Here is an 18,560-nt window from a genome sequence, read left to right on the forward strand (position 1 = left end):
TAGCGTTTTTGCCGCACCCGCTGTTGCTGGATGGGCGGCAACTGGTGCAAGCGGCGTTTCGCCGCAACGAGACCCTGGGCGGCTATTGCCGGCGCGCGGGCATCGTGGTCGACGCCCGGGCTCAGGCGGTGTTCGTGAATGGCCGGGCGTTGGCGCCGGAGGCCTGGCGCCAGTACCGCTTGAAGCAAAACGACATCGTGCTGATCCGGGCCGTGCTGCGCGGCGGCGGCGGCAAGGTATTGCGCTCGGTCGCCTTGCTGGCGCTGGCCTTCACCGCGCCGTACCTGGCGGGCTATGCCATGACTGGAACCTGGACCGCGATGAGCGGCGGTCTGGCCATCGGCATCATGGTCGGCGGCTCATTATTGATCAACACGCTGCTGCCGCTGCCCAAGCCTCAATTGGGCGCTTTCGGCCGCGGCGCCGAGCAGTCGCCCAGCTACGCGCTGGCCGGCGCCCGCAATCGCCTGCGGCCGTTCGAGCCGATGTCGCTGGTGATGGGCCGGCATCGCATCGTGCCGGACCTGGCCGGCAAGCCTTATACGGTGTTTGAGGGGACCGAGCAGTTCCTGTACCAGTCCTTCCATTTCGGCCTGCAGCCCGAGTTGAAACTAGCGGACTTCAAGCTGGGTGAGACGCCGCTCAGCCAGTATCAGGAGGTCACGGTGTTCGAGGCGGGGCCGGATGGCGCGCTGCCGCTGGCGTTCGGCAATGTCGATACCGAGCAGGGACGCGAAATCAAGGTTGCGGATGGCTGGGTGGAGCGCACGACCAGCCTGGACACCATCGCCATCGGCCTCGACGTTCAGGGCTTGGCCTATGTCGCCAAGGACGATGGCGGCATTGAAAGCCGCTCCATCGAGTTTCTCGTCGAGTACCGCGCGTTCCCGGACGGGGCATGGCGGAATTTCGGCAACCGCACTCACCACCTGGCGGGGCGCGGGATCAATCTGGCCAGGCTATCGCTGTCCCAAGCGGTGGCGCGCGGCCAATACGCGGTGCGGGTGCGCAAGCTCAGCCCGGACCTGGATTCGAGCCGGGCCAAGAACCAATTCGCCTTGGCGCAGTTGCGCAGCCATCAATACGATGGCGCCGACTATAGCGGGCAACGACGGCTGGGGCTGCGCATCAAGGCCAGCAATCAGCTCAATGGCACGATAGACGAGCTGTCGGCGGTGGCCAGTTCGGAGATCCCGGTGTGGGAGGATGGCGCCTGGCGCGCGCGCGCGACGGCGAACCCGGCCTGGTGGCTGCTGTGGTGGTTGCGGGGACGCCGGGCGGCGAGCGGCCGCCGGCTGTTTGGCGGCGGCCTGCCGGATCAGCGCATCGATATCGACAGCATCAAGCACTTTGCCGTGTGGTGCGAGGCCAAGCGCCTGAGCTTCGGCTGCGTGCTGGACCGGGCGATGCCGATCAAGGAGGTGGCGGAAAGGATCGCGCGCTGCGGCCGCGGGCAAATGACTTGGCAGTCGGGCCGCTACGGCGTGGTGTGGGACGCCGACGAACTGCCGGTGGTGGCGGTGTTCGGCCCGGCCAATATCAAGGCCAAGAGTTTCCGCGTCCACTATCTGTCCGGCAAGTTGGCCGACGAGATCATCGTCAATTTCGTGAATCAGGACAAGAACTGGACGCCCGACAGCGTCAGGGTCGTGGTGCAAGGGGTGGCGGATCCGGCGAATCCGGCCACGCTGGATTTCATCGGCTGCACCGATGCGGACATGGCCGGGCGCGAAGCGCGGCTGCTGGCGGCGTCGCAGGCCTTGCATCGCCGCCGCATCAGTTGGGAAACCGATATCGAGGGCATGGTGGCGGGCAAGGGCGACGTGGTGTTGCTGTCCCATGACATGGCCAGTTGGTCATTTTCCGGGCGCTTGCTGGGCGGCGGCCGTCAGGCGCTGCAACTGGACCGTAAAGTGCCGCTGGGCGCCAACGCCTATATTGGCGTCCGTTTTCCCGATGGCCGCTACTCGACCTACCGGATCAGGGGCGGCGGCGGCGAGTCCTCGCGCTTGCTGCTACGCGATGGGATCCCGGCCGCGGATGCGGACGGCCCGCTGCCGGTGCCGGACGAGTCGCCCGACGCGGTGGCGCTGGACTGGCTGTGGTTCTATGATCCGGCGACCCATCCCGGCCGCAAGGTCAAAATCCTCGACGCCAAGCCGCTGGACAATGGCGATATCCAGTTCACGGCCTGCGACTATCTACCGGAGTACTACGCGGCGGAGCGGGGCGACTTCGCGTATCTGCCGCCGCGGCCCAACCGCCCGCCGCTGATCGGCTATCTACGCTTGAGCGAGTCCAGCCGCGTCAATGCCCGGCAGCAGCGGGTGCCGACGCTGCAAGCCAGCTGGCCGCCGGTGCGTGGGGCGACACAGTATCGCTTCCGCTGGCGCCGCGCGGAGGGCGCTTGGAATGAGGCGCTGACCGGCGAGACCCAGTTGGTGGCCGATGTCGAAGCTGGCGACTACGAGGCCTCGGTGGCGCCCTGGTTTGCCGATGGCGGCATCTCCAGCCCGGCATTCGCCCAACTGACGGTGACCGCCTCTGGCGAGCCGCCGCCGGCGCCCTTGTCCTTCCAGGCCCGCGGCGATCTGATGCTGATCGAGCTGGCGTGGCGTTATCCGTCGGCGGTGGACATCGCCGGCGTGGAGGTGTACGGCCAGATCGGCGACGGGCCCAAGGCGCGCTTGACCGCCTTGCCGTTTCCGACTGATCGCTGGACGCATCTTGGCCTGTCGGTGGGCGTGACGGTGGACTATGAGTTGCTGCTGCTGGATGGCTGGGGGAATCGTTCCGTGTCGGTCAAGGCCCGGGCCAGCACCGAGAAGAACCCGGCCAAGCTGCTGGAGCAGTTGCAGGGCAGCATTGGCGGCGGCCAATTGAGCGATGCGCTGCAAAAGCCGCTGGGCAAGCTGCCGCAGATCGCGGACTCGGCGAACTCGGCCTTGCAAGCGGCGTATGAGCTGATGCTGACGCAGGAGGATCGCGATGCCGCGCATGCCCGCAATTTCGCGATAGCGCGGCGTGAAATCAAAACCTTGAACACCGACCTGTCGAGCGAGGCTTCGGAGCGCCTGCGCCTGGCCGCCGCCTTTGACGACAGCCGCGCCGATTTTCTGCAGGAGAAGAAGGCCACGGCCAGCGCGCGCGAGGCGCTGGCCTCGGATCTCAAGCTATTGCGCGCCAGCCATGACGCTAGCGCCGCCGCGTTGAAGCGCGAGGAGCAAGCGCGGGCGAGCGCCGACGAGGCGCTGGCGCGGGCGGACGAGGTGTTGGGGGCCAAGCTGGGCGAGAACGAAGCGGCGCTGCGGCGTGAGGTCGAGGCCAGGCTTAGCGGTGAGGGCGCCACGGCAAAAAGCCTGGAAGCCTTGGGGACCACCGTCGGCGCCAACGCGTCGGCGATTCAAGCGGAAAGGGAGGTCAGAGCCACCGAGGTCGGCGCGGTGGCGCGCTCGGTCCAATCGCTGCAAGTCACGGTCAACGGCCACACCGCGGCGATCCAGGACAGCAGCCAGGTCATCGATGGCATGCAGGCGGAGAAGGTGCTCAAGCTCAGCGCCGGCGGCAAAATCGCCGGCATGGGGCTGCGCGCCGATAAAGACGGCGCAAGAGTCGACTTTCTGGCCGACAAATTCGCGGTGTCGCTGCCGGATGGCAGCGGCAGCCGACAGGTGTTCACCGCCGGCAGCGTGAATGGTCAGCCATTGGTGGGCATTGACGGCGATCTGATCCTGCGCGGCACCCTGTCTGGTGATCGGCTGCTGGCGAACTCCGTTGAGGCCAACAAGATCGACAGCCGCCGGCTGACGATCAAGGATGCGGCCGGCAATGTGGTGGTGGATTTCAACGGCATGGGCGCGCACAAGATTCAAGGCCAGCTCAGCGCCGGGCAGATCGACACCCGCGGCCTCGCGGTGCGGGACGGCGCCGGCAATGTCATTTTGGACGCGGGCGGCTTGCATGGCAGTTACATCAAGGATTTAACCGTTGGCACGCTGAAGATAGGCTCGGGCAGCATTAGCTGGATACAGCGGTGGAATGCTATTAAGTCCGGCACGTTTTACACGCCTTATCCCGCGACCCTGGTGATGACCTTTAGGATCAATGCGCCCGGCTTTAATTCGACGCTGAGGTTTCAGGTGAATGGCGCCGATTTGATTTGGGGCATGCATGGTGATTCTTTTTGTTTGATCCACCCGGTCAGTGCGGGCACGCACTCGGTTAATTTAGTGCCGGGAGGGAATATCATCTGGCTGGAATTTCTTCACATACTGGGGGTGATGAGGTGATGAATTACAATGTGCCCTATGCCGAGGCGGATGAGCAAGGGCGGATCGTGTCATGGGGTGAGTTGTCACCCCATTCGTTTTTGCATCAGATCAATCCTAATTATGTTTTCGCAACGGGTTCCATCTCCCCAGCGTTGCAGTACGTCAAGGCGGGCGTGATCAGGGAACGGCCGATCATGGCGATCCGCCGCGACGGCATGCGCTTTTATGAGCTGCCGCAACCCTGCGAGGTGTGGATCAATGGCCGTTCCTACCCTGTCGAAAATGGCGAGCTTGAGCTGGATTTGCCACAGCCAGGCATTTACACACTACGCTTCGTGGCTTGGCCGTTTCAGGACGCGGACATTCAACTGGAGGTGACGGCGTGACGCGAATTAGCCATACCGACCCTTACCGTTTACGGAGGCAGGCCGACTATCCCGATGTCGGCGAGCAGCTGGATGCGATCTGGAAGGCGCTGGCGGCGCTGCCGAGCTTGCCGCCGGACGCGCGGCAAATGCTGACGCGCATCCAGCATGTCAAAACCACCTACCCGAAGCCCCGCGACAGCGGGGCTTCTGCTTTGGAGGCCGTGAATGACTGACACCCCCGAGATCTGGACCCGCATCGCCGGCGACCTGGTGCGCATGCAGCAGCGATGGCTGATGACGGTCGGCGGCATGCGCGACGTGTTGTTGAGCGAAGAGGCGATGGCGACCTTGATCGACGAGTTGGGCGAGGCCAGGGCGGTGATCACCTGGACCGGCATACGGAACACGATGCGGGACGGCCTGGCCGCGATCCAAAAAGCGGCGGACATCGTCGGGGATTCTGCCTTGCTGGCCGCCAGCGCCAAGGCGGCGGCCGCCAGTGCCGAACAAGCCGCCGAGGTGTCCGCGGCGGCGGTGGCGAAACTGGCCGAAGTCGAGGCGCTGATTGCCCGCGCCAACGCCGCGATCATGGAGGTGCAAGCCGAGGCCGCCGCCGCGCTGGCGGTGGAGCGCGCGCGCATCGATGCGCTGGAAAGCGCGGTCGCCGAGTTGCGGTGACGACGATTTGACCAGTTACTGCCTGGTCAAATCGGCGGATAGCACCGCTTTGGCCAGCATCACGCTGACCGAGGTCGATAGCGCAACGCCCAAAGCCGCGACCGGCGCGCCGCCCAGCCCGGCCGCGGCGCTGTTGCTGAGCGGCGAGGCCTCTGCCAACGTCAGCGGGGCGCTCTGCGCGCCGCTGGTTCATGCGCTGAGCCCAGGGCGGCCGGCGGCGAGTGGCCGCTGCGTCTGTTTCGCGCTCGACGACCGCGCCGGCGTGCAGGCGGGGGAGTCCAGCGGCAGCGCAAGCACCAAGGTCATGCATCAAGGCTGGGGCGGGCAGCGGCGGACGCTGCATTTCTATTGGGGTTGAGGAGGGCCGGGAAACCGGCCCTTCGCCTTGGGGGGAGGGAATATGTCTGAACCTGTATCCGGCGCCACCGGCGTGACCGCCACGGCGGCCGCGTTTGGGCTCGCCGGCCTGTTGCCGTATTTGGAGAGCGGGGTGTTCTACGCCAGCTTCGCCGGCGCCGTCATCTTCGTGCTGGGCGAGCGCGATCTCGGCCTGGGCACCCGGCTGGCCTACCTATTGCCGGCGACCGGCTTAGGCCTGGCCGCGGCCAGCGCCAGCAGCGAACTGATGACTTGGCTGCTGCAGCGCTTTGCCGGCGTGTCCTTGGCGGTGCCGGCGACGGTCGGCGCTTATGTCGCGGCGGCGGTCGGCGTCAAATTGCTGCAGTTCGCCATGCTGCTATCCGGCAATCCGCTGCGGCAGTGGCAGAGGCTTAAGGGGGAGGGCAAACGCGATGGCGGCGCTGACTGAGGTGCTGACGTTGCTCAATGGCGCGATGTGCGGCGCAACGTGCCTGCGGCTGCTGAGTTACCGCCGCCAGGGCGCGCGCTACAAACGCTGGGCCTCGCTGTTGGCCTATTTGATGATCGTGGCGAGCGGTAGCGTTGCGATTCGCATTGCGCTGGGCCAGTACCGCGCCATCGATTTCTCCGAATGCCTGCTCAACATCGTGCTGTGCCTCGCGGTGTTCAGCGCGCGCGGCAATGTGTGCGACCTTTTGCGCGCGCCGCCCAGGGCCGGAGCGCCGCACCATCCACAGTGAACGGTTTCATGCCGTCAACGCCATCGCCCCCGCGCTACAACGCGGGGGTTAGTTTTTTTAGGGAGGTGTACATGAAAGTTCTCGTTTCCGCGGGCCACAGCAATGCCGATCCCGGCGCCGTTGCGAATGGCCAGACCGAAGCCGCGATCGTGACCGACTTCCGCAATATGGTGGCTCACTATCTGAGGGCCGCCGGCCACCAGGTCGTGACCGACGGTGTCGGCCAGGACAATCAGCCGCTGTCGACCGCGGTGAAACTCGCCGGCAGCGGAGTGGATCTCGCGGTGGAGTTTCATTGCAATGCGGCGTCGACGCCTGTCGCCAAGGGCGTGGAGTCGATTTCCCTGCCGGCATTGCGCGAAGCCAGCCAGCGCATCAGCGCCGCGGTGGCCGGCGTGCTCGGCGGCCCGCTGCGCGGCAGCCGCGGCTGGATAGACCAAAGTCTGAGCGCCAGGGGCAAGCTGGCCTTCGTCAACGCCGGCGGCATCATCGTCGAGCTGTTTTTCATCACCAATCCGCAAGAGCTGGCCGCGTATCAGGCGCAAAAGTGGCTGGTGGCCAAGGCGGTGGCGGCCGCGATGCAAGTGGGGAGGTGAGGCGAATGCAAACCTGGAAATGGCTTGGGCTGCTGATCGCGTTGGCGGCGGCCTGGTGGCTGGGCTGGGACAGCCGAGGCGACCAGCTGGAGCGCCAGCAGGCGCAGCACGAGTTGAGCGCGGCCAGGCGCTCGCTGGATGACTTCGTCGCCGAGAGCCAGCGGCTGCAGGGCCTGGGCGCGCTGGTGGAGGAAAGGATAGCGAAGTTGAAGGGCAGTACCGAAACCCGAATCGTGGAGTACCGAACACATGAGAAGCTTGTGCCTCTTCCCGCTGATTGCCGGATTGATCCTGAGCGGTTGCGCCAGCTCCAGGCCGGCGTCAACGATGCCAACGCGGCCATCGCTGCCGCACAATCTGAGCTCGCCGGCGCCGCAGATTAATCCGCCGCTCACCAGCAGTTGGGATGATCTCGCGATTCGCTATATCGAGTTGTCACGGCAGTATGGGCAGTGTGTGGTTGAACGAGCAGCAGTGCTCAAAGCGCGATAATGAAGGAGCCCGCCGGGCGGCGGGCTCTCATGGAGATTCTTTGGTAACTAGGGGGGGGTAGAATACAGTGCTCCACCGCTAACTAATGATTAGGGGGCTAGCCTTTGGAGGTCTGAAATATTTTTACTCTTTCAAGAAGGTAGTTTGTTTTCGAGTCTTTCTGAATTGAGCCTGTAGCATCACTCATTGGTTTCATGAAAATAAATGGAAGTTCTGTGTTCGTCTTACTTACCAACTCGTTGTAAGCGTTGGTAGCTTCAAACATTTGAAATTGAAGTTCATGCCTTGGATCTTCTGCCAACGTAGTCTGCCCCGATGCAATTGGACGTCCGTCCAAGTCTGTGAGCCAGCGAACACATATTGGATATTCGAACATCGTTTCTACGATGTGATGTTGACCATCAGGCGATGCTCCGAGACTACGAATCCAGCTGAACCAGCTTGATGGGTAGTTCATCGACAACGTTAGCAATATCACGCAATCTCCAAAGGCCCCCAGGATATCGTCCAGCTTTAGGTAGTCGGTGCCCGCTGTAAAAGCCTCAGCATCAAGGTGCGCAGCAATCTTGTTGCGAACCCACCTAACGGGACCCTGAAGACGTTTTTTTCTTAAGCGCTTGGCTACCTCATGATAGGTTTTTTGATCTGCATTTTGCCATTGGGCACGATTGTCGCGGGATTTTTCGTCATTCATCTTCGATACAAGAAGAGCCGTAACGTCCATGAGTTTGCAGACTGGCACAGTGACTCCCCTCATGGCTCTCTGCCGTGTCTTGGAGTCAATCAGGCGTTCTGAGTAAAACGCAACATCACGGCATGCTTCGGCTGCCAGCACTAGCATGCCGGTTCGATCGTCGTTGGGTGTCCAGCGAGAAGTGGTGTTTTCGACGTCAAGTAGGTCAACAATGCCAGGCGCCAGCATTTTTCCGTCTGGCCCCATGGTAATTGGTTGACCTGTAAAGCTTGCTGCAATTCGTTTGAGCATGCTCTCATCGATGATTAACTTTGGCTTAATCATTTTGCTTCTGCCATGATCTTCATTCATTGAACAGGTGCCTTCATGGGCGGGCGGAACTTTGCAGAATTTGTATGAAATACATCATCCGTGGCCTTCAATCCTTTGAGGAGGATCTGGATGCGCACAGGTAAAGGCCATGTAGATTATGTCAGAGACTATACCATGCTAAACAAATAATGGTAAATTGAACGCATGAGATTCCACCCCAATGGCCCTTCCATACCGGATATCCTCCTAGAACGCTGTGATGCTGGCCGCGTTGTTTTTCTGTGTGGTGCCGGAGTTTCGTCACCATCAGGAATGCCGACTTTTGTCGACCTCACCCGGTATGTCGTTGAGTTCTTTGCCCCCCCTGCCGATTCAGAAATCATGGCTGCGTTTCAACCATGGCTTGATAAGCGGTCTGCAGGGAATGTCCCACTCGATCAAATTTTCAACTTACTTCACCTCGAATATGGTAAGGATGAAGTGAATGCTCTGGTAGCGGAGCGGTTGAGTACCCCCTTAGAAGTCAACGATTTGGGGTACGAGCACGGCCTGATCAAGCGGATTTCTTCGAGCCAGCGTGGCGTGCCGCAAATTGTCACGACAAACTTCGACCGATTATTCGAGATAGGAAATGAGAGAGGGCATCTAGACCTGCATGAACCACCTGCTTTTCCCGACCTTAACTTCGGATCGACGATAGAAGGGATCACGTATCTACATGGGCGACTAAAGGATGCAGCCTCTGAGAGTCATCCCTACGTTCTTAGCAGCGCGGACTTCGGACGAGCTTACCTCGCAGAAGGATGGGCAACCAACTTCATTAGGCACCTTCTCGAACAATATACTGTCGTTTTGGTCGGCTATCAGGCGGAAGATCCGCCAATCAAATATCTTCTTCAAGGTCTCAACCATGACGGCAAGTATGATCGATCTAGGCTTTATGCCTTTGACCGAGGACTTCCTGAAGAGATTGAAGCCAAGTGGCGTGACCGGGGCGCCACAGCCATAGCATATTCCGACCATTCAGATTTATGGAAGAGCATGGAAGCGTGGGCAGACCGGGCCGATGATCCACGCAAGTGGCGTGCATCCGTAATCGCCAATAGTCAGCAGGACCCAAAGGATCTCTTCCCTCACGAACGAGGCCAAATTGCTCATGTCCTTCGCACAGTGCAGGGGGCACGATTGTTCTCAGAGACCGATCCGGCGCCTCATCCAGAATGGGTGTGCGTAATGGACGCGGATGTCCGATCAGCCAAGCTGAGCCGTAACTATGGGGACAATGCAGAGGTTTTCGACCCTGGAGCCGCCTATGGTCTCGATGACGACTTAGAGGACATTTCTGAGGATGATCGTAGGCAAGGTGTCAGCAACGATAATCTCCTTGTCTGGCGCAATGAGGACGATACCCCGCATGATTTTCTTCGGTTGGGTGGGCGACCGGCCGAAGGCTTCGAGATGGTTCCGATAAGACTTAGCCATCTCATCACCTGGATCAGCAAGTCAATCAATAGCCCGGTGTTGGCCTGGTGGGCCATACGGCAAAACGGACTACATCCGCGGTTGCTGAAACAAGTCGAGTGGCAAGTAGAAAACTCGAAGGATCTCCATGAGCGTGCTCGTCATATCTGGAATCTGACTCTCGAACACCATCGAGACCCTCGCAATCGTCAGTGGAACAACGATTGGTTCAACTTGAAGGGCCGGATCAATTCGGAGGGGTGGACGGCCAGTGTTCTGCGAGAATTCCGGAGGGTTTCGATGCCTCGACTGGAGATCAAGCCTCCGTATGGCTTGAGCCAGTCCCGACCACCGTGGAAGCCTTGGGAAGAAATTCATCTCAGGGATCTAGGTCAGTTTAAAGTCGTATTTCTTAATCGGCACAACGAAAACTTAAATGTCCCCGATGATCTATTGCCACAGGTATTCGGCATCGTGGAGGAACAGTTAATCGTCGCCTCAGGGTTATTGGGGGATATCGATACCACTTACTTTCAGACTCCAACCGGCTATCCAAACCGTGAGGTTGACGGGGGCGAAAACATCACGAAGGCCACGGAAGTCGTGACTTGGTTTATGCAACTTTTTGACAGAATTGCTGCGAAGTGGCCAGAACTGGCTAATGCACATGCAACGACCTGGCCCACAACGGACCAATTCTTCTTCCGTAAGCTCAAGCTGTATGCGTTCAGCAAAGCGGACGCCTTCGAGGCCGACCATGTCGCCAAAGAAGTCTTGTCCTTAGATCAGGAGGTATTCTGGGACCTCAATGTGGTTCGAGAGCTTCTATTCTTGCTGGTGGACCGTTGGGAGGAGTTCTCTCTGGAGAGCCGACATCAACTCATCGACCGCATCTTGTCTGGCCCCGATCAGTTTTCCTACTGGTCTGACGAAGAGTTCCCTAGGATGCGGGATGGGCTCGCCGCCAGATACGCACGGTATCTCGAACAACAGAATTGTGTACTGACGGCAGATCGCAGTGAACGGCTTGCCAAGATGATCAGAGGCATTCCGGATTGGACTGACGGCTGGGCCACCTCGACTGTGATCGAACGGGGCTCTCACGTGGGTTGGGTCGGTACTGACGAGAAACCTGATGTAATCTTGGACCTTCCCGTAAACGAGGTAGTCTCCAGGGCAAAGGAAGATCTGAAACGGGACTTTGACAGTTTTACCGAGAGGCGGCCCTTCACTGGTTTGGTGAAAGCAAATCCACGAAAAGCGTTGTCTGCGTTGACGATTGCAGGAAAGGCCGGTGACTATCCTGGAGTGTTCTGGTCGGCCATGATCGATGAACTACCCGCAGACATCACACCCAGGCTGAGACGGGTCTTCCTGAACCGAGTAGCGCGACTTCCACATACGGATATAGCCAAGCTGCGCTATACCCTGGGGCAATGGCTCGAAAAAAATTTGGTCGCGGTCCTTGAGTTTGATGATAATCTCGGCTGGACAGTCTACGATCACGTCGTCGATGGCATCCTGAGAGGTGGCGAAGATGCAGCGAAGAGCGGTCTTGGCGAAGTCCACCGTGATGGAAAAGTCATCCACCCGTCCCGGCGCACATTTGACCATGCGATCAACGGCCCCATCGGCATGTGTACTGAGGCCCTTTTTCAAGCGGTACCTGGAGAGAGACAGGAGGCCGAGTCCTTAATCCCAGATCACATCAAGTCTCGTCTCGAACGCCTCTTTGCTGCACCGGGTGAGGGCTCAGATCATGCCGTGTCGATAGCGAGTAGCAAGCTGAGCTGGCTCATGTTCGTCGATCCCGCCTGGACCAAGGAACGCCTTATTCCAATGTTGGCCTTTGAACATCCAGCTTCGGAGCCAGCGTGGCACGGGTTTCTTCATTGCGGGCAAAATCCCAGGCCGCCATTAACAGAGATCATCAAACCGCTCCTGCTTGATCTCTTCCCTAGGGTCGAAGGATTTGCTTGGGATCGAAACCTCTCAGAGGTAGCTGCTCATTGGCTAGGCTTCATACGGGTGTTTCACCCAGATGAGCCAAGTGGTTTTTCACGACGGGAAATGCGCTCGATTCTGCGAGCGATGTCTGACGAAATCCGGAACCGGTTTATTTTTTGGCTGGGCCAGGTCGGCCAGAAGAACGAGAGCGGCTGGGTCAAACACGTCATCCCCTTGCTCAACGAGGACTGGCCGAGAGAAGCTCGATACAAGACTTCGGCATCAGTGAGGGCCTGGATCGGCCTGCTTGATGACACTGGCGATAGCTTCCCGATCGTCTACGAAGCGGTAAAGAAGTTCTTGGTGCCGGTGGAGGCAAATGACCATCCGTTCTATCGATTCTCCCAAGAAATCCACGATGAAAAGCCGATTACCGTTCTATTTCCTGAAACGACACTGGATTTGATGAACAGAGTGACTCCTCAGGTTCTCACCCGTCCGCCAAACGAGTTGTCAAAGGTATTAACACTAATTTCTGAAACTAAACCCGATCTGACAGCAGATCCACGCTATTTGCGTCTTATCGATCTCGTTGAACGAAGCTAGATCTCGGATGCCCGACAACCCTGCTACTTGTTCCAACTTCCTAGATGCTTCAGAAGCATGGCTTCTGGTCTACGTCTGCTAAGTGGGCAGTTTGAGAGGGCGGTATTTCGAGTAAAAGCTGCGGTTTCCTTATTTTCTCTTCGCCGGCACCTACTTCATCAACGCGGGCAGATACTGAGGGAAGAGCAGGGCGGCGCTGGCGCCACCCTGTGGTGTGCGATTACGCGGGAGGCAGGCCATGCAGGACAAGCCGACGCCACTCCTTCTCCTTTTGGCGCCGCGTTCCATTGTAGCCGTCAGTCATCGCCTGGCTGGTGTGGCCTAGCAAGGTGTTGGTGTTGATGCCATAGGGCCGGTAGATGCGTTCGCTGAGCGAGCGGATTTCGTGAAACGTTGCCGGCTCCAGCCCCTCCCATTCTGTGATGGGGATCACCTCGTCGCGCAGGCTGGCGAAGTTGACGGTCAGCGCCGACACCTCGTAAGGCATGCCATTTGTTTTCCTGACCAGGTATTGCCCTCCCGCGCGGTAGTGCTGGGTCTCTGCAATGATGTCGCCCAACTGCCGCTTCAACGGCGGGCAGTATAGCTGCAGCGGAATGGCGACCTTGGTGCCGTTCTTTTGCTGTTCGATATGCAAGTGCTCATCCCATATCGCCGCTAAGGAGAGACGGGCGATGTCGGCGCGGCGCTGGGCGGTCGCCAGCGCCAGCCGCAGCGCGTGCTGAAACCACAGCTTTCCTTTTTCGCCGGCCCTTTGATGTATCGACTCCCATTGCGCCAACGTGAGCCGCGCGCGCCTGACCTCGGTGGGCAGGGCTCGCAGGAATATTGCAGGGTTACGGTCCATCAGCTCTGCATAGATCGCTTCGTTGAACAGATCCTTGGCTTCGATCAGCACCCGCCTGGCGGTGAATTGACGGCCAGACTCCCAAATCGGCTTGATGGTATTGACGATGTGGGCCGGCCGGATCGACTGCAGCGGAATGTCGCCAAGCGATGCGCACAGCCAGCGCAGATTGTTGGCGCGGCCGCAGAGGGTCTTGGGCTTGAGCTTGCGCCTGGCCAGGATGCTGAGGAACTCATCGCGCCAGCCAAATAAGGTTTGCGCACGAAGGGTTGAATGGGTCATGCCTGCCTCGATCGGTAGATCGGCCATATGGCCGCTGCCTGTCCGGCAGTGAACGATGCGAGCGTGCTGATGAGTGTAAGCCAAATCTTCTAAGCGGCCCATCCGGCAGTGAATTTGAGTCTACTCTGCTGTGTCGCATTGGTCTCATTCTCATGCGCTACGGTTCAGCCTCAGCGCATAGCAGCCGTGGGCGGGGAAGCGCAGCATCGCGCAAGCGATCTCAGGCCGTGCTTCCCAGCGCGCCAATGTCTCTTCCAGCTCATGCGTTGGCAGCAAGGCGGCCTCCAACATGGTCTGTTCGTCGTCGTAAGCCCGTAGCGCCACGCTGGCGCCCAGATAGGCGTTCTCGCCAACGCGGCGCAGCAGCGATGACAGCTCGGGCAGCGACTTCGGCTGAGATTCTGCTGCCAGGAAAACCGGCCCATATTCACGGTAGGGGCCGGCTTGGTGGAATGGGCTGTAGCTCGCCAGAATCAGCTCCTCACCCGGGATGGCGCGTCGCAGCGCGTCACGGAATGGTTCGCCGCCGGCGGCCGTCATCCGCCGCACGGGCTGGTCGAGCGCATCGATCCCTTCGCGCCGCGCCCGTTCCACGAACGCAGGATCCAAGGTTTCCAGTTGCCAAGCCATACCGCTCTCCTTCGTGTTATTTGAACGCACGAAGTCTATGGCGACGGCTCCAAGGGGGCGACCCGATTCCTGCTGTACTTGTCTTCCAGATTCTCGGTGTGCAATGGCAAGCCTCCGCTCAAGCACGGCGGGCTAAGGGGGGAGGGTAACGTGGCTACTTCCTGGCCAGTGACGCCAACACCAGATAATGACGCCGCATCACCCTGTGCGCGGCTTGCATCAGCCGGGCCTGGCCTTCCGGCGAGTCCAAGTCCAGCACGACCGGCTTAATGACTCGTCCCCGCGGCTTAAGCGGGATGCCATAGTCGGTGGCGGTTTTCATCCCTTTTCACCCTCCTGGCCAGGCCGTGCCCCCATCTTTTGAACGTGTTCAAGCAGCTGTTGATGAGTCAGGCAGTTGTCCGGATCCAGGCTTTGCAATCTTCGGATCGCCTCTTGCTCGATTGCTTCGTCGATTGACGTTTCGGTGACATGGATGGCGGTATGCTCCACCGCGGATGGGGAGGTTTTCATCGGATCACTCCGTGGGCCAGTCGTCTCTCATGGCACGGCATTCAGGATTGCCCGCATCCATGGCCAAGACTGCAGTTTATCAACGGTATTTTTTAACGGAAAGCCGATGTGACCGTAGTGCTCTGGGTGGGGGAGCACAAATTTACCGGTGGGGTACACCCGTTCGGGCACTAAGGAAAAATGATTTTTAGATTGCAACGGCGAGCAGTAATTGACATTCTAATGGCATTTCTGGTAGCATTTTATCGAGCTTGATTGCTGCTTGCCGCCTGCGCTGATATTCAGTTCGGTGAAAGTGATCTGTAAATTTTTCTCCTTTTGTTTCTTTGCACGAAGCGATTGGTAATGCAGGCAGCCACGTTTGAGTTGTGCAAGGATACTTTCATGAAATCACCCTCCCTCTCTAAGCAGGACATCAAGACATTTGCACGCTCGGCTAAGAATTATCTCCGAGAAAAAGGTCATCAGGTTTGTTATGGCCATTGTTTGGAGTTGATCTCTCATCTTTTGGGATTTAATGAGTGGAATGCCGCATCTAAAAAGCTTCCGGAAATTGGTTACGAACTGAATTCAAATAACTCATTGAATGAGGATGAGTTAATAGTTCTCCCCGAAACGCTTCAGCGCATGTTTGATTTTCCAATAATCCCCGCAGGTAATTTATTCATTGAGCCTGGCAATTTGTGGGAAACAGCAAGGATTGCCATGTCAATGGATAGGTCTAGATTTTTGAATGGAATGGTTCGATTGTTACCCCGCGGTTCAGAGCAAGAACGCTATCCTTCTGAGTTGATGACACAAGAGACTGTGGCTGCATTTTTGTTGTTAAAAATGCGAGAGGCGTATGCGTTGGATGGTGTCGTTAAGGATTATGTTCCTGTGTATGGAATTGTTAGCATGGCTTACTTCTCTTCGCCTGAAAATGGGGTTCAGGTGAATTTATTTGTCCGCCCTAGAGGTGCGAGAAGAAATGTTGTGATGTTGTGATTTTCTTTTGAGTAAAACGTTGCATGCCATTCCAGTCAGAGTGGCATGCCTTAATTCGCATTAACAATGCGCTCCGGCGTTATGAGGCGACAATGGCAGGTAAGGGAATAAGCGTTCCAGCGGTTACTTATATTGAAACAATTATCAAGGGGTTTGATGACGCTCTCTTTCGGAATAACAAGGAGATTAATCCGCGAACCACTAGAGGTCGATTTCCCTCTATGGTTAGAGACCACGGATGGGTTGGTGCAGTAGAGCGCGTTATACTGATGGACCCAGTTGACGGCGGATCAGACTGGTTTATGAAACAGCTTGAAGTTGGTGCTGTCCAAGAATGGAGTTATGAAGCACTAGTCGTTAAGTACAATTCATATTTTTCTAAAGAAGTTGTTGAGCGCGCAAACGCACGACTGGCTCATTTTTTGAATAGCTAGAAAGTGCAGCCCCATTCATTGGGGTTGCATTCACTTCAATCATCCTGCCTCCGCGAGATATCCTTATCCGCATCCGCCAGCCCCTTGCATCAAGTCAGCATCAAATCTCACTGAATGCCGTCCACGATCTGCCAGAGGTACAGTGCTGGGTTTAGCCATTTGATCCAAGGTGACGAGCACACCTGCGCGTGCCGCTATGGCCGGATGGTGAGATGGCTTATCTGGCCGGCAGGGGGCTGACGGGCGTGCTGTTGCGGTGGAGTGGCTAGGAGGCCGGGCCTAGGCTTCCCATGGCAATTTGGCTCCTTGCGCCACCAGCCGGCCGCAATGCCTTGCCACGTCCAGCGCGCTTCGATTCGGATCGGCCACCGCAATACGGTTCAAGTTTTCCACCAGCCAGGTGCGGCGTTCCGCCAGATCCGGTCTGCTCAGCAAAATATGCTGAAGCGCTAACGCCATAGCCTTGGCGCCGCTGGCAGTGGCCTGGGATTGACCCAGGCTGTCAAAGGCTGAAAACAGGCCGCCTCTGGGTTTGCTCATGATCTGCCTCTTTCAAAACAAAAGCCCCACAAGAGTGGGGCTTTCAATCAGGCTTCAACCACTTCTCGAAGCAAGTCAGGGTGTTTGTCCAGCATCTTCAACAGCAAGATTGTTGATGTTGGCGGTTGAGTGACGCCACGCTCATACTCGCTGAACGCATTGACGCCGCCGCCAAAAATCTTGGCCGCCGCCGCCTGGGTCAGCTTGAGCTTTTGCCGGGTGGCCTTCACAAAGACGCGTATTTCCGCACGCTGACGCTGCACCAGTTCCTGTTGCGCGTCCATGTGGCGGCGCGAGCTGGCCTCGTCGGTGAACTCGATTTCGCCACAATGCGGGCAATGCCAGCCCGTCACCGCCGGCACCACCGCAGATAAATGTTTGTAGGAGACCGTGACATCCTTGGTTTCAAGAACCATCTCGGCCGCTTCGCAATTCAGGCATTGATGCGCCATGATGTTCTCCTTTACTCCTCGCACGCCTTGAACGAAATGACGATGGAGCCATCCGTGCGCAGCGTGAACTTGACGTAGGCCCGCCCGCATCGGGTCATGGGTTTGTACACGTCCTGCCATACGGTGTGGTCTAGATGGGTTGTCATCGACTTGTTGAAGTCCCGCCGGCCAATCGCCTGCACCACGGCCAAGGCTTCCGCTTCGCTTAGGCCCAACTCAACAAAACCGGCTCGTGCGGTTCTGGTGAAACAGAGCACGCCACGATCCCGCACCGCGGCCTTGATTTCATCCAATGAATAGTGAGCGGTGCGCTTTTCCATTTCTCAATACTAACGGAATCCGTTAGTTTTATCAATCCGCAATGCCGATTATGCTTACCATTACACTCGCGCCTCAGTCCTTACTGGGATGTGTCACCGCAAACCAGGTGTGATGTCGGTCCCGTAGCGCTAGCAGCTACTGGCCGCTGCCGGTGAAGGCTCTCCAATACTGATCTCTGTTCATTATTTATTCACCAAACTGTCAACGCCAAGTTCCTGGCGAATGGATTTGTCTATCCAACTCCATCATTGGTTGTAATTACACTTAAGTAGTTCCTGCTCTTGCTCATTAATATTTATGTACTATCTAGTATTAATGTATTGTGTTGAGCATTGGAGATGCATAATGTTCAAGCTGGATAATTTTTCCTTGGTGGCCAGGGTTTTGTTGATATTTTTTTTTGGAGTAGTGCTGCCACTTTTGTTTATGTATGGCACTTACACTCAAACAACTGAAGTGATTGCAAAGCTTTTAAAAACCGAATTGATCTCTCCCGAGAGGATTATGGCGACATCAAAAGGGTTCAACAAAGAATACAATGACTACATGATGTATTCGTGGTCACAAGCCCAACTGGTTAATCAAACTGTGGTTATGGCCAAATTACATATTAGGGCGGCCATAATCAGCATTGGACTTTCCTCTATGAGTATTGGCGTTATGTTCGTTGTTGTAGGGATAAATGATGGCGGAGGTAATTTAAGTGTTGGTGGAAGAGGCGTGTCATTTAGTTTAATCACCAATTCTACAGGTGCCATTGTTTTTACGATTGGAGCCATGATGGCAGCCGTGAGCGGACTTTACCCTATAAGATTAAGTACTGGAAGTTTGCCAGCCTTTAATGTTGCGACGCCATCCTTGCGGTCGGAGATTGCAAGAAAGCCCCATATTTCAATAGAGGACATGAAACAGGGGTGCGCAAATTATTACTTAGATGAATATAAGGATTGCTACATACAATTTTTGGAGGCCGGATTAAAGGAGGTTGAACAATGAGAGTTTGTTCTGTTCTATTATATTTGCTGCTGA

21 protein-coding genes are annotated in these 18,560 nt (G+C 57.6%); 13 read left to right on the plus strand and 8 right to left on the minus strand.

The features are described from left to right. Positions 1-8 precede the first annotated feature (8 nt). The 9 genes from ACE3QM_RS00620 (at position 9) to ACE3QM_RS00660 (ending at position 7,396) form a co-directional block, all read left to right on the plus strand. Positions 9-4,289, plus strand: a complete 4,281-nt coding sequence (locus tag ACE3QM_RS00620; RefSeq protein WP_374419470.1) for a host specificity protein J — start codon at positions 9-11, stop codon at positions 4,287-4,289. Continuing rightward, positions 4,289-4,657, plus strand: a complete 369-nt coding sequence (locus tag ACE3QM_RS00625; protein ID WP_374419471.1) for a hypothetical protein — start codon at positions 4,289-4,291, stop codon at positions 4,655-4,657. The genes ACE3QM_RS00620 and ACE3QM_RS00625 overlap by 1 nt, the downstream gene beginning before the upstream one ends. Then, a complete protein-coding gene (locus ACE3QM_RS00630; protein ID WP_374419473.1) occupies positions 4,654-4,872 on the plus strand; it encodes a hypothetical protein in 219 nt (72 codons plus the stop codon). The genes ACE3QM_RS00625 and ACE3QM_RS00630 overlap by 4 nt, the downstream gene beginning before the upstream one ends. Continuing rightward, the gene (locus tag ACE3QM_RS00635; protein ID WP_374419475.1) at positions 4,865-5,317 is read left to right on the plus strand and encodes a hypothetical protein; all 453 of its coding nucleotides are present in this window, start codon (positions 4,865-4,867) and stop codon (positions 5,315-5,317) included. Before ACE3QM_RS00630 ends, ACE3QM_RS00635 begins: the two co-directional genes overlap by 8 nt. A gap of 7 nt (positions 5,318-5,324) precedes the next feature. Next, positions 5,325-5,675, plus strand: coding sequence for a hypothetical protein (locus tag ACE3QM_RS00640; protein WP_374419477.1), 351 nt, complete (start codon positions 5,325-5,327; stop codon positions 5,673-5,675). Positions 5,676-5,717: 42 nt separating this feature from the next. Next, the gene (locus ACE3QM_RS00645) at positions 5,718-6,125 is read left to right on the plus strand and encodes a putative holin (RefSeq protein ID WP_374419479.1); all 408 of its coding nucleotides are present in this window, start codon (positions 5,718-5,720) and stop codon (positions 6,123-6,125) included. Beyond that, a complete protein-coding gene (locus tag ACE3QM_RS00650; RefSeq protein WP_374419481.1) occupies positions 6,109-6,417 on the plus strand; it encodes a phage holin family protein in 309 nt (102 codons plus the stop codon). Before ACE3QM_RS00645 ends, ACE3QM_RS00650 begins: the two co-directional genes overlap by 17 nt. Before the next feature lie 71 nt (positions 6,418-6,488). Next, positions 6,489-7,013, plus strand: coding sequence for an N-acetylmuramoyl-L-alanine amidase (locus ACE3QM_RS00655; protein ID WP_374419483.1), 525 nt, complete (start codon positions 6,489-6,491; stop codon positions 7,011-7,013). A 5-nt stretch (positions 7,014-7,018) separates the two neighbouring features. Then, positions 7,019-7,396 carry a hypothetical protein gene (locus tag ACE3QM_RS00660; protein ID WP_374419484.1) on the plus strand — a complete coding sequence of 126 codons (378 nt, stop codon included), beginning with the start codon at positions 7,019-7,021 and terminating at the stop codon, positions 7,394-7,396. A gap of 206 nt (positions 7,397-7,602) precedes the next feature. Here ACE3QM_RS00660 and ACE3QM_RS00665 read toward each other — a convergent pair whose 3' ends face one another. Further along, positions 7,603-8,550: a hypothetical protein gene (locus tag ACE3QM_RS00665; RefSeq protein WP_374419486.1), complete on the minus strand. Its 948-nt coding sequence runs from the start codon at positions 8,548-8,550 to the stop codon at positions 7,603-7,605. 165 nt (positions 8,551-8,715) lie between these two features. On the opposite strand from ACE3QM_RS00665, the gene ACE3QM_RS00670 reads away from it, so the two are divergent. Beyond that, positions 8,716-12,525 carry an SIR2 family protein gene (locus tag ACE3QM_RS00670; protein WP_374419488.1) on the plus strand — a complete coding sequence of 1,270 codons (3,810 nt, stop codon included), beginning with the start codon at positions 8,716-8,718 and terminating at the stop codon, positions 12,523-12,525. A 220-nt stretch (positions 12,526-12,745) separates the two neighbouring features. Here ACE3QM_RS00670 and ACE3QM_RS00675 read toward each other — a convergent pair whose 3' ends face one another. From ACE3QM_RS00675 to ACE3QM_RS00690, 4 genes are all read right to left on the minus strand, one after another. Then, positions 12,746-13,681, minus strand: a complete 936-nt coding sequence (locus ACE3QM_RS00675; protein WP_374419490.1) for a tyrosine-type recombinase/integrase — start codon at positions 13,679-13,681, stop codon at positions 12,746-12,748. A 123-nt stretch (positions 13,682-13,804) separates the two neighbouring features. Next, positions 13,805-14,284, minus strand: a complete 480-nt coding sequence (locus ACE3QM_RS00680; protein WP_374419492.1) for a DUF1203 domain-containing protein — start codon at positions 14,282-14,284, stop codon at positions 13,805-13,807. Positions 14,285-14,438: 154 nt separating this feature from the next. Beyond that, positions 14,439-14,606 carry a hypothetical protein gene (locus ACE3QM_RS00685; RefSeq protein WP_374419494.1) on the minus strand — a complete coding sequence of 56 codons (168 nt, stop codon included), beginning with the start codon at positions 14,604-14,606 and terminating at the stop codon, positions 14,439-14,441. Beyond that, on the minus strand, positions 14,603-14,797 hold the full coding sequence (locus ACE3QM_RS00690) for a hypothetical protein (RefSeq protein ID WP_374419496.1): 195 nt from the start codon (positions 14,795-14,797) through the stop codon (positions 14,603-14,605). Before ACE3QM_RS00690 ends, ACE3QM_RS00685 begins: the two co-directional genes overlap by 4 nt. A gap of 384 nt (positions 14,798-15,181) precedes the next feature. On the opposite strand from ACE3QM_RS00690, the gene ACE3QM_RS00695 reads away from it, so the two are divergent. Then, positions 15,182-15,784, plus strand: coding sequence for a glyoxalase superfamily protein (locus ACE3QM_RS00695; protein ID WP_374419497.1), 603 nt, complete (start codon positions 15,182-15,184; stop codon positions 15,782-15,784). Between the two features lie 92 nt (positions 15,785-15,876). Next, positions 15,877-16,218, plus strand: coding sequence for a hypothetical protein (locus ACE3QM_RS00700; protein WP_374419499.1), 342 nt, complete (start codon positions 15,877-15,879; stop codon positions 16,216-16,218). 279 nt (positions 16,219-16,497) lie between these two features. On the opposite strand, the gene ACE3QM_RS00705 is transcribed toward ACE3QM_RS00700, so the two are convergent. The 3 genes from ACE3QM_RS00705 to ACE3QM_RS00715 are packed head-to-tail and all read right to left on the minus strand — an operon-like array spanning position 16,498 to position 17,530. Continuing rightward, positions 16,498-16,758 (minus strand): hypothetical protein, encoded by a 261-nt coding sequence (locus ACE3QM_RS00705; RefSeq protein WP_374419501.1) that lies wholly within the window; start codon positions 16,756-16,758, stop codon positions 16,498-16,500. Between the two features lie 47 nt (positions 16,759-16,805). Next, positions 16,806-17,210 (minus strand): type II TA system antitoxin MqsA family protein, encoded by a 405-nt coding sequence (locus tag ACE3QM_RS00710; protein ID WP_374419503.1) that lies wholly within the window; start codon positions 17,208-17,210, stop codon positions 16,806-16,808. Positions 17,211-17,221: 11 nt separating this feature from the next. Then, a complete protein-coding gene (locus ACE3QM_RS00715; RefSeq protein ID WP_374419505.1) occupies positions 17,222-17,530 on the minus strand; it encodes a type II toxin-antitoxin system MqsR family toxin in 309 nt (102 codons plus the stop codon). Positions 17,531-17,876: 346 nt separating this feature from the next. Here ACE3QM_RS00715 and ACE3QM_RS00720 point away from each other — a divergent pair, with 346 nt between their 5' ends. Then, positions 17,877-18,527, plus strand: a complete 651-nt coding sequence (locus ACE3QM_RS00720) for a hypothetical protein (protein ID WP_374419507.1) — start codon at positions 17,877-17,879, stop codon at positions 18,525-18,527. Positions 18,528-18,560 lie beyond the last annotated feature (33 nt).

Origin of the sequence: Chromobacterium sp., assembly GCF_041912965.1 — a bacterium.
In the GTDB taxonomy this organism is placed as follows: domain Bacteria; phylum Pseudomonadota; class Gammaproteobacteria; order Burkholderiales; family Chromobacteriaceae; genus Chromobacterium; species Chromobacterium aquaticum.

What these genes read in the sequence shown, in the direction of transcription:
- ACE3QM_RS00635 (WP_374419475.1), top strand. Translation starts at nt 4,865, where the DNA reads ATGACTGACACCCCCGAGATCTGGACCCGCATCGCCGGCGACCTGGTG.
- ACE3QM_RS00660 (WP_374419484.1), top strand. Translation starts at nt 7,019, where the DNA reads ATGCAAACCTGGAAATGGCTTGGGCTGCTGATCGCGTTGGCGGCGGCC.
- ACE3QM_RS00670 (WP_374419488.1), top strand. Translation starts at nt 8,716, where the DNA reads ATGAGATTCCACCCCAATGGCCCTTCCATACCGGATATCCTCCTAGAA.
- ACE3QM_RS00690 (WP_374419496.1), bottom strand. Translation starts at nt 14,797, where the DNA reads ATGAAAACCTCCCCATCCGCGGTGGAGCATACCGCCATCCATGTCACC.
- ACE3QM_RS00695 (WP_374419497.1), top strand. Translation starts at nt 15,182, where the DNA reads ATGAAATCACCCTCCCTCTCTAAGCAGGACATCAAGACATTTGCACGC.
- ACE3QM_RS00655 (WP_374419483.1), top strand. Translation starts at nt 6,489, where the DNA reads ATGAAAGTTCTCGTTTCCGCGGGCCACAGCAATGCCGATCCCGGCGCC.
- ACE3QM_RS00710 (WP_374419503.1), bottom strand. Translation starts at nt 17,210, where the DNA reads ATGGCGCATCAATGCCTGAATTGCGAAGCGGCCGAGATGGTTCTTGAA.
- ACE3QM_RS00685 (WP_374419494.1), bottom strand. Translation starts at nt 14,606, where the DNA reads ATGAAAACCGCCACCGACTATGGCATCCCGCTTAAGCCGCGGGGACGA.
- ACE3QM_RS00680 (WP_374419492.1), bottom strand. Translation starts at nt 14,284, where the DNA reads ATGGCTTGGCAACTGGAAACCTTGGATCCTGCGTTCGTGGAACGGGCG.
- ACE3QM_RS00675 (WP_374419490.1), bottom strand. Translation starts at nt 13,681, where the DNA reads ATGGCCGATCTACCGATCGAGGCAGGCATGACCCATTCAACCCTTCGT.
- ACE3QM_RS00645 (WP_374419479.1), top strand. Translation starts at nt 5,718, where the DNA reads ATGTCTGAACCTGTATCCGGCGCCACCGGCGTGACCGCCACGGCGGCC.
- ACE3QM_RS00705 (WP_374419501.1), bottom strand. Translation starts at nt 16,758, where the DNA reads ATGAGCAAACCCAGAGGCGGCCTGTTTTCAGCCTTTGACAGCCTGGGT.
- ACE3QM_RS00665 (WP_374419486.1), bottom strand. Translation starts at nt 8,550, where the DNA reads ATGAATGAAGATCATGGCAGAAGCAAAATGATTAAGCCAAAGTTAATC.
- ACE3QM_RS00650 (WP_374419481.1), top strand. Translation starts at nt 6,109, where the DNA reads ATGGCGGCGCTGACTGAGGTGCTGACGTTGCTCAATGGCGCGATGTGC.
- ACE3QM_RS00720 (WP_374419507.1), top strand. Translation starts at nt 17,877, where the DNA reads ATGTTCAAGCTGGATAATTTTTCCTTGGTGGCCAGGGTTTTGTTGATA.
- ACE3QM_RS00715 (WP_374419505.1), bottom strand. Translation starts at nt 17,530, where the DNA reads ATGGAAAAGCGCACCGCTCACTATTCATTGGATGAAATCAAGGCCGCG.
- ACE3QM_RS00700 (WP_374419499.1), top strand. Translation starts at nt 15,877, where the DNA reads ATGGCAGGTAAGGGAATAAGCGTTCCAGCGGTTACTTATATTGAAACA.
- ACE3QM_RS00625 (WP_374419471.1), top strand. Translation starts at nt 4,289, where the DNA reads ATGAATTACAATGTGCCCTATGCCGAGGCGGATGAGCAAGGGCGGATC.